This window comes from Aliiroseovarius sp. Z3, assembly GCF_029105185.1.
In the GTDB taxonomy this organism is placed as follows: domain Bacteria; phylum Pseudomonadota; class Alphaproteobacteria; order Rhodobacterales; family Rhodobacteraceae; genus Aliiroseovarius.
Genome location: NZ_JAFMZK010000009.1, coordinates 173966 through 187889, shown reverse-complemented (window position 1 = coordinate 187889; position 13924 = coordinate 173966). Strand labels below are relative to the sequence as shown.

The window sequence follows — 13924 nt, the reverse complement described above, 5'->3', positions numbered from 1 at the left end:
GGACTGGGTTGTTCTGACCGCAGCGATCGTGGGCCTCGGCATCGCGGTTCTGACCTCGGTATCGGGCGGCACCACGTCGCTGGCAGACAAAATCTCGTCCTCGCTGAACGCGATGTCGATCATGAGCCACTAAGCAATCTTCTGATTGTTCGACAGTTAGCAAAACCGCGCCACCACGGCGCGGTTTTTTCTCGCGCATCTTGCGCAAAATCAATTCGTTTATGAATGTTACTGGAAATTGTTTACGTTTCCTGTGAAGTTCACCCAAAATTCACGCTTTATACTTCAAATTGCCTCAATTCGTATTGACATGTAGATGAGGGAGTTGGTGTGTGATGCCTCTGGCGTCTTGTAGTGGGAAAGGAACTTAAATGCGTTTGCTCTTCGGACTGGTTCTGATCGTCGGCGTCGGCCTTGCAGGGTTCGCTGTCTATATGGCCAAGGACTTTATCGGCGGATACCAAGCCCAGCTTGAAGCAGAACGCGCGGCACGCGCTGCGATCGTTCCGACTGTGGATGTGTTCGTTGTGAACCGCCCGTTGCGCTATGGCGAGCAGATGACAGCTGAAGACATCCGCGCTGTCAAATGGCCCGAGAACGCAATTCCCGAAGGCTCGTTCGGCAAGATTGAAGACATCTTCCCAGACGGTGAAAAGAAATTCCGCACCGTGCTACGCGCGATGGAGAAAGACGAAGCGCTGCTTCAGGTCAAGGTGACTAAGCCCGGCGCGGATGCCGGTGTATCCTCGCGCCTTGCAACCGGGATGCGCGCCTTTGCCATCAATGTGGATGTCAGCTCTGGTGTGTCCGGCTTTCTGCGGCCTGAAGACCGTATTGACATTTACTGGACAGGGCGCGGTGTGGACGAACTGGGCGAAGGACAAGCCGTTACCAAACTGATCTTGGCCAATGTCCACATTATCGCCGTCGACCAGATCGCGGATGCTGATCGCACAGGGCCGACAATCGCGCGAACCATCACCGTCGAAGTAACCCCACGGCAGGTTGCCGCCCTTGCACAGGCGCAGTCCAGCGGACGCTTGTCGCTGGCTCTGGTGGGAACGCAGGATGAAACTGTCACCTCATCGGTAGAGGTTGGACAGGGTGAAATCAGAGGTGATATCGTCGGCCCTCGCGAAGAGGTTTGCACCGTTCGCACCCGGCGCGGTGGCGAGATCATCGAGACCCAGATCGCCTGCCCCGAGTGATATCGCGGCCTGGTCCGCCATGTCGTGACAGTTGAACTGTTGCGACATGTCCACATGAAGCCGGTCCAGCAAGGTATTGATTCTTGCATTATTTCGATTTCTGACGCAGTCTGCCACGCAATTGGGTGAAAAACCCATTAAATCGGGCGCAAGACCCGGAGCAGTCAAGTGGGCAATCCCCACGCTATCCACACGTGGTCAGAGAGGCAGGATCACATGAAAGTTGATCGATTTATCAAGGCAGCCCTATTGGGTCTGACGCTGGGGATCGGCGTACCAGTGGCATCTTCCGCTGAAACGTTGCGCGTCATGAGCGGCGCACCATCCGGCGCGCTGAAAGTTCCCATGAACCGGGCCGTGGTCGTCGAAAGCGACGTCCCCTTCGCCGAGCTGTCCATCGCAAACCCCGGCATCGCGGACATCTCGACCCTGTCGGACCGCACCATCTATGTTTTGGGCAAGACACCGGGGCGCACGACGCTGACCCTTCTTGGGGCCGACGGCAAACTTATCACCAATGTTGACGTTCATGTCGCGCCGGATATCGCAGAGTTCAAGGAACGTCTGCGCCAGATCCTTCCCGGTGAGCAAATCGAAGTGCGCACCGCCAATGACGGTATCGTCCTGTCCGGCATGGTCAGCTCGATCCAGCGACTGGATCGTGCGCTTGACCTCGCCCAGCGTTACGCCCCCGAGCGGGTGTCGAACCTGATGGTAGTCGGCGGTACCCAGCAAGTCATGCTGAAGGTGCGCTTTGCCGAGATGGGCCGCTCAGTCCGCAAATCCTTGTCCAGCTCACTTGCTTTTGGGAATCCGTTTACGGACAACACTATCGGTGAAACGGGTACTTTTCTCACCGGTGGCAACTCGATCAACGGACCGTACAATACTACTCCCGGAACGCAGGGAGCTACGAAAATCGGTTTCAATGTTGGCGGATTGCAGATGGCGGTCTTGCTGGAAGCCCTTGAAACAAAAGGCGTTGTGCGCACATTGGCCGAACCGAACCTGACCGCCCTCTCGGGTCAGGAGGCATCGTTCCTGGCCGGTGGCGAATACCCCCTGCCCGTTTCGAACGGCGACAACGAGATCGCTGTGACCTACAAGCCCTTCGGTGTTGAGCTGACCTTCACCCCCACCGTGCTGGCAGATGACGTGATCAACCTGCAACTGAACGCGGCCGTGTCGGGGCTGGATGAATCCATCAGCTATAACAATGGCGGCTTCAGCATCAACGCCTTCCGGCGCCGCGAAACCTCGACCACGGTCGAGATGCGGGATGGGGAAAGCTTCGCCATCGCGGGCCTGATCGAGGATGATTTCCAGGACAATATCGGGTCGGTCCCGTGGCTGGGCGACATCCCGGTGCTGGGTGCCCTGTTCCGGTCGACCGAATATCAACGGTCGCAATCTGAACTGGTGATCATTGTCACCGCACATCTTGTCACCCCGACACGGGGTGAGGCTCTGGCTGTTCCGACCGATCGGATCCGCCCACCATCCGAGCAGGAGCTGTTCCTGTTTGGCAATACAACCGCCAAGAACCGACCCAAATCGGGTGCGGCTGGCGAAGTGGCACAGCAGGACTTTTCGGGGTCCTATGGCTATGTGATGGAGGACTGAGATGTCGATTGAGCGTATCAAACCATTGCTTGCAGCAACCTCGGCGATTGCTATTCTGACGGCATGTTCGGGGGCGGATGTCGCGTCGAAATCCTGGTTCCTCGAGGCCGGATCACAGATTGACGAAGGCGGCCTTGGCCAACCGACGGCCTATAACACAGGCGTCCAGAACGGTCAGATCAATCCTGCGGTTGCGATGGCCAACCGATTCAACAAGGAATCGCAAGACACCGTCAATTTCGCCTTCAACAGCTCCGCGCTCGACAACACAGCGCGCGCCATCCTCAGCCAGCAGGCCCATTGGATCGCCCAGTTCCCCGAACTGCGCTTCCGCGTCTATGGACACACCGATCTGGTTGGCTCAAATGCCTACAACCAGCGGCTTGGCCTGCGCCGCGCCCATGCTGTTGTGAACTATCTGGTCGCCAGCGGGATCAGCCGGTCGCGTTTGGAGGCCGTTGTCAGCTATGGCGAGACCCGCCCACTGGTCGTGACACGCGCACCCGAAATGCGCAACCGCCGCACCGTGACCGAGGTCACCGGTTTCGTGGGCGGTCGCAAACCCACTGTGCTGGACGGCAAATACGCACAGATCATATATCGCGAATATGTCGGCAGTGCCGTGCCCCTGCCCATCATTTCGGCCGGGACCGCAGGATCAATCGGCGAAGGCGGTTGACCCAGACAATCAAAAAAGGCGCGATCAGATCGCGCCTTTTTTACGCAGCCAACCACGACTTGCCACATTTTCGCCGCATTTCAGGCTGACAAACTTGAACGCCGCAGGCAAGCTCTTGCCACGAACACATTCATTTCATGGGGTTTTCATGCGGCGTTGGGATGCAATATCCCGTTAAAGGTGAAGTCATTTGCCGTTCCTCACTGAGAAACAGATACGCCGTTTCACATGTGATCGTCCCAAATGAACGAATAATTTGGCGGTTTCAGCCGCAATGTTGCCCAGATTGACTGTCACTTCTTTGAACTATTGGGAGCAGTCCGCGTGCAATTTCCGACTCGCGCACGCCATGTGGGCAAGGAACCGATGGCAGAACGCCTGGGAGCGGGCTCTAACTGGAGGGATTTTACGATGAGTAGCAGTGTTGCGCTACAAGCCGACCCGGAACCGATCGTAGCTTGCACGATCGCGCGGGACGTACAGAACTTTGATCTGCTGATCGAAGACATGGAAGCCGAACTTGGCGAGGCCTGGGGCGACCTGTCGATCGAGGACGCGCTTGCATTTTTCGCTCAGCCAGATGCTGACGCGCTGGAGTTTGTCGCGATTGCGATGGACGACCAGGACGAGGCGGACCTGTCGAAAGTGGCCGGTGTTATCCGGGCTGCTGGTGAAAAGGGCATCAAAGTCATCGTAATCGCCGAAGAGGTCAGCCCGATTGCGCTGCACCAGCTTCTGAAAATGGGCGCAGAAGAATTTGTCCCCTACCCGCTGCCCGAAGGTGCCCTTCACGACGCCATCGAACGTCTGCGCGCACCCGAACCAGAAGCCCCTGCCCTTGTTGACCCTGCGACCCAACCAACGCAGCTGAAAACCGGAGGAGATCGCGAGGCGGTGATCCTTGTCGTTCAACCCATGGCGGGCGGCACCGGGGCAACAACGCTGGCGGTGAACCTGGCATGGGAACTCAGCCAGATGGACCGCAGCAAGAAAGACAAGAAAGCCGGGAAAATCCCGCCGCGCGTTTGCCTGTTGGATTTCGGTTTGCAGTTTGGCTCGGTGGCCACCTATCTGGATTTGCCGCGCCGCGATGCTGTGTACGAATTGTTGTCGGACACCGAGGTCATGGACCACGAGATCTTCGCGCAGGCCCTTGTGACCTTTGACGAAGAACTGCACGTTCTGACAGCGCCGCCTGACATGCTGCCCTTGGACATCATCAACTCGGAAGACGTTAATCGCATTATCGAGATGGCCCGCCGCAATTTTGACTACGTCATCATTGATATGCCAAACACCGTGGCCCAGTGGACCGAAACCGTTCTGCATGCGGCACATGTCTATTTCACAACGCTCGAGCTTGACCTGCGTTCGGCGCAGAATGCGCTGCGCATGATCAAGGCATTGAAGTCCGAAGAACTGCCGGTTGAAAAACTGCGCTATGTCCTGAACCGGGCACCGAAATTCACCGATATGTCAGGAAAGTCGCGGGCCAAGCGCCTGGCGGAAAGCCTTGATATCTCGATTGAACTGCACCTGCCAGATGGCGGCAAGCCTGTCACGCAGGCCTGCGACCACGGCATTCCCCTGTCGTCTGCCGCGACCAAAAATCCGCTGCGTAAGGAAATCCAGAAACTGGCGCAGTCGGTTCACGAATTGAATCAGGCTGAAGCCACAGCCAACTGACCCCGGAGGCGCCATGTTTTCCCGCTATAAAAAGCCCACGAAACCGCCCGCAGCCGGTACCCCCGAACTAAAGGCCGTTGACGGCGGGCGGGCAGACGCCGCGCCAAAGCCCAGCCCTGCCCCCAATGGTGCGGCAGCGGCACGCCCCCCGGTCTCGCGCCGACAGGCCCCGGTTCAGGAAGCCCGTGCGCCCCAGGCGGACAAGGAACGCAAGCGCAAGGAGCGGCTGTCCGAAATCAAAACCGAGCTTCACAAGGAGCTTCTGGACAATCTGAACCTTGGCGCACTGGAAACTGCCGCTGAAAAAGACTTGCGCGCGGAAATCACTGATATTACATCAGAATTCCTGAGCACCCGCGATGTCGTCCTGACCCGCGACGAACGGCTCTTGCTGAACCAGGAGTTGTATGACGAGGTGAAGGGTCTTGGCCCGCTCGAGCCGCTTTTGCAGGATGATACGGTCAACGATATTTTGGTCAACGGTCCCCAACAGGTGTTCGTCGAACGAGCTGGCAAGTTGCAGCTGACCGATGTGACCTTCAAGGACGAGCGCCACCTTCTGCGCATCATCGACAAGATCGTGTCCGCCGTGGGACGCCGCGTCGATGAATCCAACCCGCATGTTGACGCCCGTCTGGCCGATGGTTCGCGTTTCAACGCGATGGTGCCTCCGATTGCGGTGGACGGATCGCTCGTGTCGATCCGGAAGTTCAAGAAGGACAAGCTGGGCATTGACGAATTGGTCAATTTCGGCGCGTTTTCCGAAGAAATGGCCGTTTATCTGCAAGCCGCCGTTGCGACGCGTCTGAACGTAATCGTGTCGGGCGGGACAGGCTCTGGTAAGACGACCACGCTGAACGCCCTGTCGTCATTCATCGACAACTCGGAACGCATCCTGACGATCGAGGATACGGCCGAACTTCAACTGCAACAGACCCATGTGGGCCGCATGGAAAGCCGCCCGGCCAACGTCGAAGGCAAGGGCGCGGTCAGTCAGCGCGACTGTCTGAAAAACGCCCTTCGTATGCGCCCGGACCGCATCATCGTTGGTGAGACGCGCGGCGAAGAAGTCATCGACATGTTGCAAGCCATGAACACCGGTCACGACGGGTCGATGACCACGATCCACGCCAACTCGGCCCGTGATGCTGTGTCGCGGCTGGAAAACATGATTGCCATGGCGGGCATCGAGATGCCGATCAAGGCTGTGCGCAGCCAGATCGCATCGGCTGTGAACCTGATCGTTCAGGCCAGCCGCCTGCAAGACGGCTCGCGTCGGATGGTGTCGATCACCGAAATCACTGGTATGGAAGGCGAAGTCATCTCGATGCAAGAGGTGTTCCGCTACGAACGTCTGGGCCTTGCGCCTGATGGCAAGATCATTGGCCGGTTCAACGCCACTGGCGTACGCTCGCACTATTCCGACCGGTTCCGCCAGTGGGGCTATGACCTGCCCGCATCCATCTATGAACCCTGGAGCGACTGAGAATGACCATTTCCATCGAGCCAATCCTGTACGGTCTGATCTTTCTGGCCGTTCTTCTGCTGGTCGAAGGCATTTATCTGACGGTTTTCGGCAAGTCGATCAGTCTGAACAACCGCATCAACCGCCGGCTGGACATGCTGGAAAAAGGTGCGGCGCGCGAAGAGGTTCTGGAAAAGCTCCGCAAGGAGATGAGCCAGCACGTCAAGGCGCAGGGTATCCCCTTCTATTCGCTACTGGCCAACAAGGCGCAAAAGGCGGCGATCGCCTTCACGCCTGCCCAGCTTGTGCTGATCATGGTGCTTTTGTCGATGTTTGCCTTTGTCGGGCTGGGCGTTGCCACGGCAGCGTCCCTGCCAATCCGCGCTGGTCTTGCCGTGGTGATGGGCGTCGGCGGTGTCTATATCTGGGTGAACAACAAAGCCAAGAAGCGCACGGCGATGATCGAAGAACAACTGCCCGATGCGGTTGAACTGATGGTGCGCAGCCTGCGTGTGGGCCACCCGTTTTCGTCGGCCGTGCAAATCGTTGCCAAGGAAGTACCCGATCCGCTGGGCACCGAAATGGGCCTGATCGCGGATGAAAGCGCCTATGGTCGCGACGTTGGTGAAGCCTTGGCCAACATGGCCGAACGTCTGGACAATCAGGACATGCGCTTTCTGGCCGTTGCGGTCATCATTCAGCAAACGTCGGGCGGCAACCTGGCCGAGATCCTTGACGGTCTGGCCAAGGTGATCCGCTCGCGCTTCAAGCTGTTTCGCCGTGTGCGTGCCATCACCGCCGAGGCGAAATGGTCCGGCAACTTCCTGTCCGGCTTCCCGATCGTGGCGCTGGTCATGATCAACCTGATCCAGCCCAACTACTATGACAAGGTGCGTGACACGCCCTATTTCATCCCCGCTTGCCTGATCGTGGCCGGTTTCCTTGTGGCGAATGTTTTCGTCATGCGGATGCTGGTAAACATCAAGGTTTGACAGAGGTTTACGAGATGGAACAGATCAACACAATTCTGACCGATCTTCTTGGCCCCGCCGGCCCGCTTCTGGCTGTGGGTGCGCTGGGGATCGTGCTGATCGTTGTCACGGTGCCTTTCCTGCTTCGCAAAACCGAAGATCCAATTGAAAAACTGCGCAAAGCCCGCGAAAGCGGCAGCAAGAGCGGACAGAAGGTCGACCTGCGCGTCGCCTCGGGCAAGGACAAGCTTGAGAAATACTCGGCCTTTCTTGAGCCGCAGGACGCCGACGAGTATTCGGCGGTGCAGCTGAAGCTGCTGCAAGCGGGTTATCCGGGCAAAAACGCTGTGCGGACCTATCACTTTGCACAGTTTGCGCTTGGCATTGGCTTGCTGGTGTTCGGGGTTTTCCTAACCATCCTAAAAACCGCAAACGGGCAGGAACTGACCGCAACCGGGCGCATGCTGTGGATCCTGATCCCCGGTGTCGCCGGGTATATGCTGCCGAAATACTGGGTCACGCGCCGCGTGGAAACCCGGAAGGAAGAGATTACGAACGGCTTCCCCGATGCGCTGGACATGATGTTGACCTGCGTCGAAGCGGGCCAATCTCTGGACCAGTCCATCCTGCGCGTATCCAAGGAAATCCGGGCCTCCTACCCTGCCCTGGCCGACGAGTTTTCGATCGTCTCGAACGAGATGAAAGCCGGTAAGGACCGGGTGCAGGTGCTGCGCGACTTGTCAGAGCGTTCTGGTGTGCCGGACGTGGCCAGCTTCGTCACCGTGATGATCCAATCTGCAACCTTCGGCACCTCGATCGCCGATGCGCTGCGGGTCTATGCGGGCGAGATGCGCGATAAACGCGTTATGCGCGCAGAAGAAAAGGCAAACACCTTGCCCACCAAGATGACACTTGCCACTATGATGCTGACCGTTCCACCGCTATTGATCATTCTGATCGGGCCATCGGTCTATGACATCTATCTGACCCTTAAATCGGTCCGCTTTTAACGCAACTGAACGGGCCGCGCGAAGGAGCCACCTTTGACGACGCGCCGCCCGCCACGCTTGTTCCCGCAACTGCTGGTCAACAAACGCCGCCCGCGCGTTATAGCGATCACCGCGTTTGCCTGCATCGCCTTATCGGCCTGCGCGTCCGGAACCGGACCCTTTGCCAAACACACAAGCCCTTATGCGCCGACTGCCCTGAAACGCGGTGAAGAGGCGGTTGATGGGCTGACGGTCGGCCACAGGCTGACCGCCGCGGGGGAACATGAACTGGCCTTGAAGGCATATTTGCGTGCGGCCAGCGAAAAGGGCATCACCGTCGATGTGCTTTCCGCCATCGGCTCTGCCAATCTGCAACTTGGCCGTTTGGGTCAGGCCGAACGTATTCTAAGAAAGGCCACGGAACTGGATGGCAGCTTCGTCCCCGCCTGGAACAATCTGGGGGTGGTTCTTATGGAAACCGGCCAGATCGCCGAAGCGGCCCGTGTCTTTCAGATCGCATTTGGCCTGGATCGTGGCCAATCTGCCCAAATTCGCGACAATTTGCGCTTGGCGCTCGCAAAATCCGAAAATCCGGACTATGATCAGACGCATAATGAGACATTCGCGCTGGTTCGGCGGGGGACGGGGGATTACCTGCTTCTGTCGCAAATCTAAGCGAAGACACGAGCAGTAAAGGGACGCAAAAATGCGCCACTCTATCTTTCTGACGCTCTGCCTTGGCAGCGCGGTCGCCCTGTCCGCTTGCAACAAGCCGAAATCGGGCAGTGAAGATGTCGAACGTGCCATCGCAGATGTGAACGTGATCGACGAAAGCAACCTGAACGACATCATGCTGACTGTGGGTGATCCGGACGAAGCGGTCGCCTATTTCAAGCGCACGGCGGAAAGCCAGCCGGGCCGCATCGACCTGAAACGCGGCTTGGCGCAATCGCTTATCCGCGCCAAGCGCCCTGTCGAAGCGGTGCCGGTCTGGAAATCCATCGTGGCCAGTTCCGAAGGCACCTTGGTTGATCGTGTCAGCCTTGCCGACGCATTGATCCGTGCCGGGGACTGGAAAGAGGCCGAAGCCGTTCTGAATAAGGTGCCCCCGACCCACGAAACCTATCGCCGCTACCGGCTTGAAGCGATGATCGCGGACAGCAACAAGGAATGGAAAAAAGCTGACAGCTTTTATGAAACCGCGGTCGGCCTGACCACCAATCCCGGCTCGGTCCTGAACAACTGGGGTTATTCCAAACTGACCCGCGCCGATTTCAGTGGTGCCGAGAAACTGTTCTCGCAGGCCCTGAGCTATGACAGCAAGATGTTCACGGCAAAGAACAATCTGGTCCTTGCCCGTGGCGCACAGCGCAAATACGACCTGCCCGTGATCCCGATGACCCAGATCGAACGCGCGCAGCTTTTGCACACGTTGGCCTTGTCGGCGATCAAGCAGGGCGATGTGACAACTGGCAAAGGTCTGTTGCAAGAAGCCATCGACACCCATCCGCAGCATTTCGAAGCCGCAACCCGCGCGCTGGAAGCGTTGGAAAACAACGTCTCGAACGGATGAAACGGGCATGAGCACGGCCATGACAAGCTGGGCAGCCATGCTGTTTCTGCCCTTCGTGGTGCCGATTGCCCTGTGGGCGATCTGGTCTGATTTGTCCCGGATGAAGATCCCCAACAAAGCTGTCATGGCGCTGACCATCGTGTTCGCGGTGATCGGCCTCTTTGCCTTTGAACTGGATGAATATCTGTGGCGTTGGCTTCATCTGGGTGTCGTGCTGGTGATCGGCTTCGTGATGAACCTTGGTCGGATGCTGGGGGCGGGCGACGCCAAGTTTGCCGCCGCCATGGCGCCTCTGGTCGCGTTGCCCGATGCATTTCTGTTTCTGACGTTGCTTGCGGTGATGACCGTGGCCGGGTTCATCCTGCACCGTGTGGTGCGCAGCGTCGACGCAGTGCGCGCCGCCACGCCCAGCTGGGAAAGCTGGCAAAGGCGTGATTACCCCATGGGGCTTAGTCTGGGGAGCACACTCATCCTGTATATCGTGCTGGCCGCCCTGACCGGCGGCTGATGCATCTGTCCAGTTTCAGCGCATAACTGGGAAACTTCATTCAGCCTCATCATCCGATTTGACCGGTGGCGGAACCCGTTTCGGCTCTTTCCCCGGCAAGCTGTAAAGCGTGTAATACGGCGTGCGCCGCACCTCTTCGACCTCGTCGACCCAATCTTGCCCGGATACTTCATCAAGGATTTTCTTACGCGTATCGGCCGAAAGCGGGCAGGTTGGAACCAGCAGGTAATCGGCATTCTCAATCCCGCTGAGATCGCCGTAATACCAGGGCGCACCGCCTTTCAGCGGCGTCAGATCAGCATATAGCCAGTAGCTGGACAGAAGATCTGCGGAAAACAGCGACACACCGCCCCCGGACCAGTCTGCGATATCGTTCGACACGGCCCGGAACCAGACGACCATGCCCAGTTCAAGCGAGCAATAGTCCAGCTCACGCCCCTTGAAGGTGACATTGCTATCTTCGCGCGCCTCGTCGTCGTAAAGTCCGGCAAACAGTGTCTCTGGCCCGTCCAGGGCACGGCGCACATCCACCCGCGAGGCACGCGGCGCAAAGGTTTGCAAATCTTCATGCACCCCGCTGCCGGGCATCAGGGGGGCGTATTTCTCAGCGTCGGTTGCGAAATGGCGAAACGGGCTGGCCGTCAGGTTCATGAAACTGGGGGTGGCGAATGCAAATGCCGCCACGGCGGTATAGGTGATCGCCTTTTGCAGATCCCAACCAAAGCCGTTGAACACCGGCCCGCCGGGGCGCAGGGCGATCAATAGAAGCCCCAGAAGCCACAGCCATTGCGGGTCGTTGCCAAAATTCTGGTACGTCACATAGAAGAAGCCGGGCAGAAGAAGAAGAAGCGCCAACCCCTCGTTCATTCTTCCGGATTGGCGCAGGAAAATCACCGCCAAAAGCGCAACCAGCGATCCCCCTAGATAAGCAGGCGCGCTGACCACATAGCTGAAGGATTGTCCGGGCTGCGGGCGCACGTCCGAAGCCGCAACATTCAGAAGATCGCGCAGATAAGCCAGCCAGATGACGGGCGTGCCCACCCAAAGCGTGACAAGAGCCGCTGTCACAAGCCCTGTCAGCAAGGCCCAAAGCACCGTGCGCCCTGCACCCCGCACAAACAGCCCAACGAGGACCGGAATGAAGAAGGCGACGAAATAGGTGATCTTGATCATCGCCATCGCGGCAACCGCCGATCCGATTACAAGCCCGTCGATGCGTTGCGAAGGCGGCTGACGCCCCGGCAGGATCGCCGTGGTGATCGCCAGAAACGCCAATGCCCAAGCCCAGCGATTGTAGTGCATCGAAATCGAGACACTGTCATTCCCCTCTCCGTATACCAGAGCGGTGGCGAAAATCAGGATGGTCGCGGCGAACAGATACGCCCAGCCGCCGTCAAAGCGCGTCCGCGCCACCCACCATGTTGGCAGAAAAAGCACAGCAGCCACAAGCAATTGCCCGGCATGGATCGCCTGCCCTACGCCCATCCCGATCTCAAGAAACGCGGCGATTGGGGCGAAGGCCAGCACACCGATCGGTGTGACGAAATCCAGATGCGGCCAGTCCCCCTGCCCCATGCGCAGAAGCATTTGCAGAAGATGCAGCGTGTCACCTTCGTGCTTTGAGATGAACAAACCACCCTTGGTCAGCAAAACAAAGGCGTACAGGCCCATTAGGCCCGCCATGAAGGCTGCCAAAAACTTGCCTTTATTTGCGCTCATACCTGCCCTCATTCTTTTGTAGCTAAAATAGCGCCAATAGTGCGTATCGCAAAGCTTTGTAATTGTTTGGTCAATTTATTGACTTGGAAGATGAAACAGCAACATAAGATCGGGCATGACAATGAATGTACATAGCACGGACATGATGGCGCCACCGGTGGCGATGACCCTGTCTGAAACAGGCCTATCCCTGGTGATGATGCGGGATATCCTGCTGAAAACCATGTTCCGCACCAATCTGGAACTGATCTCAGATCTCGAACGGGTATTGTGCATGCCGGCCCGCGTTGTGCAGGAATTGGTCGACATGTGCCGCGATGGCGGTCTGGTCGAGGCGATGGGCACGCTGCATGCGGGCTCGAAATCCTCCGAGATGGGGTACCGCCTGTCCGACACCGGCAAGGCACGCGCGCTGGATGCGCTGTCGCAATCCGAATATTTCGGCGCCATGCCAGTGCCGATGCAGGTTTATGCCAAGCAGGTGAAACGCCAGTCGATCCGCAACATCCATATGTCGCGTGACCAATTGACCGGCGCGATGGGGCATCTGATCCTGCCCCCCGATCTGCTGGACCAGTTGGGGCCTGCGGTCGGCTCGGGTCGGTCGATCCTGATGTATGGTCCGCCGGGCAACGGGAAATCCTCGATCTCGAACGGGATTCGCGATGCGTTGGGCGACAAGATTTTCGTGCCGCGCGCCATCGAGTATTCCGGGCAGGTGATCACCGTCTACGACCCGATCGTCCACACGCTGGCCGAGGAAGAAGAAGGCGACCCCAACGCCCTGCGGCGGGTATCAAAGAAATATGACCGCCGCTATGTGTTGTGCGAACGTCCCACAGTGATCACCGGCGGCGAACTGACGCTGGACATGCTGGATCTGGTCTATAACCCGACCGCGCGGACCTATACGGCCTCGCTTCAGTTGAAATCGACCGGCGGCGTCTTCATCGTCGACGACCTTGGCCGTCAGGCTGATCCGCCCCAGGCGCTGATCAACCGCTGGATTGTGCCGCTGGAAGAAAACAAGGACATCCTTGCCCTGCAATCGGGCGAGAAGTTCGAGGTGCCTTTTGACACGTTGGTCATCTTCTCGACCAACTTCCACCCGAACAAGATCTTCGATAAGGCGGCCCTGCGCCGGATCTTCTATAAGATCAAGATCGACGGCCCGGATCAGGAAGGCTTCCTGAAAATCTTTGCGATGGTTGCAAAGAAGAAAGGTATGCCCCTGAATCAAGAGGCGCTGGTCCACCTTCTGAAAACCAAATACCCAACCATCGACAACATCTATGCGAACTATCAGCCGGTCTTCCTGATCGACCAGATGCTGTCAATTTGCGACTTTGAAGGAATTCCGCCGCAGATGTCGCCGGAACTGATCGACCGGGCATGGGAAAACATGTTCGTGAAAGAAGAGGAGATCGTGCACTAACACGATCAAGACGAGCAGCAAAGGGCGACCTGGTGTGCACCTCGGGTCGCCCTTTTTCGTGGCAAACG

12 protein-coding genes are annotated in these 13924 nt (G+C 58.0%); 11 read left to right on the top strand and 1 reads right to left on the bottom strand.

Annotation, left to right across the window (positions count from 1 at the left end; genetic code table 11):
- Positions 1-371 precede the first annotated feature (371 nt).
- The 10 genes from cpaB (at position 372) to J3R80_RS15495 (ending at position 10702) form a co-directional block, all read left to right on the top strand.
- Entirely contained in the window at positions 372-1208 is an 837-nt protein-coding gene (gene cpaB, locus J3R80_RS15540; protein ID WP_275394705.1) for a Flp pilus assembly protein CpaB, read from the top strand.
- A gap of 216 nt (positions 1209-1424) precedes the next feature.
- Positions 1425-2831 carry a type II and III secretion system protein family protein gene (locus J3R80_RS15535; RefSeq protein WP_275394704.1) on the top strand — a complete coding sequence of 469 codons (1407 nt, stop codon included), beginning with the start codon at positions 1425-1427 and terminating at the stop codon, positions 2829-2831.
- A 1-nt stretch (position 2832) separates the two neighbouring features.
- A complete protein-coding gene (locus tag J3R80_RS15530) occupies positions 2833-3510 on the top strand; it encodes an OmpA family protein (protein ID WP_275394703.1) in 678 nt (225 codons plus the stop codon).
- A 411-nt stretch (positions 3511-3921) separates the two neighbouring features.
- Positions 3922-5196, top strand: coding sequence for an AAA family ATPase (locus J3R80_RS15525; protein ID WP_275394702.1), 1275 nt, complete (start codon positions 3922-3924; stop codon positions 5194-5196).
- A 13-nt stretch (positions 5197-5209) separates the two neighbouring features.
- Positions 5210-6682 carry an ATPase, T2SS/T4P/T4SS family gene (locus J3R80_RS15520; protein WP_275394701.1) on the top strand — a complete coding sequence of 491 codons (1473 nt, stop codon included), beginning with the start codon at positions 5210-5212 and terminating at the stop codon, positions 6680-6682.
- Positions 6683-6684: 2 nt separating this feature from the next.
- Positions 6685-7653, top strand: a complete 969-nt coding sequence (locus tag J3R80_RS15515) for a type II secretion system F family protein (RefSeq protein ID WP_275394700.1) — start codon at positions 6685-6687, stop codon at positions 7651-7653.
- A 14-nt stretch (positions 7654-7667) separates the two neighbouring features.
- The gene (locus J3R80_RS15510; RefSeq protein WP_275394699.1) at positions 7668-8642 is read left to right on the top strand and encodes a type II secretion system F family protein; all 975 of its coding nucleotides are present in this window, start codon (positions 7668-7670) and stop codon (positions 8640-8642) included.
- A 123-nt stretch (positions 8643-8765) separates the two neighbouring features.
- On the top strand, positions 8766-9296 hold the full coding sequence (locus J3R80_RS15505; RefSeq protein ID WP_275394719.1) for a tetratricopeptide repeat protein: 531 nt from the start codon (positions 8766-8768) through the stop codon (positions 9294-9296).
- A 31-nt stretch (positions 9297-9327) separates the two neighbouring features.
- Positions 9328-10194, top strand: a complete 867-nt coding sequence (locus J3R80_RS15500; protein WP_275394698.1) for a tetratricopeptide repeat protein — start codon at positions 9328-9330, stop codon at positions 10192-10194.
- A 7-nt stretch (positions 10195-10201) separates the two neighbouring features.
- A complete protein-coding gene (locus J3R80_RS15495; RefSeq protein WP_275394697.1) occupies positions 10202-10702 on the top strand; it encodes a prepilin peptidase in 501 nt (166 codons plus the stop codon).
- Between the two features lie 36 nt (positions 10703-10738).
- Here the strand turns inward: J3R80_RS15495 and J3R80_RS15490 are convergent, their stop codons facing one another.
- On the bottom strand, positions 10739-12421 hold the full coding sequence (locus J3R80_RS15490; RefSeq protein ID WP_275394696.1) for a hypothetical protein: 1683 nt from the start codon (positions 12419-12421) through the stop codon (positions 10739-10741).
- A gap of 121 nt (positions 12422-12542) precedes the next feature.
- On the opposite strand from J3R80_RS15490, the gene J3R80_RS15485 reads away from it, so the two are divergent.
- Positions 12543-13856, top strand: coding sequence for an ATPase (locus J3R80_RS15485; protein ID WP_275394718.1), 1314 nt, complete (start codon positions 12543-12545; stop codon positions 13854-13856).
- Positions 13857-13924 lie beyond the last annotated feature (68 nt).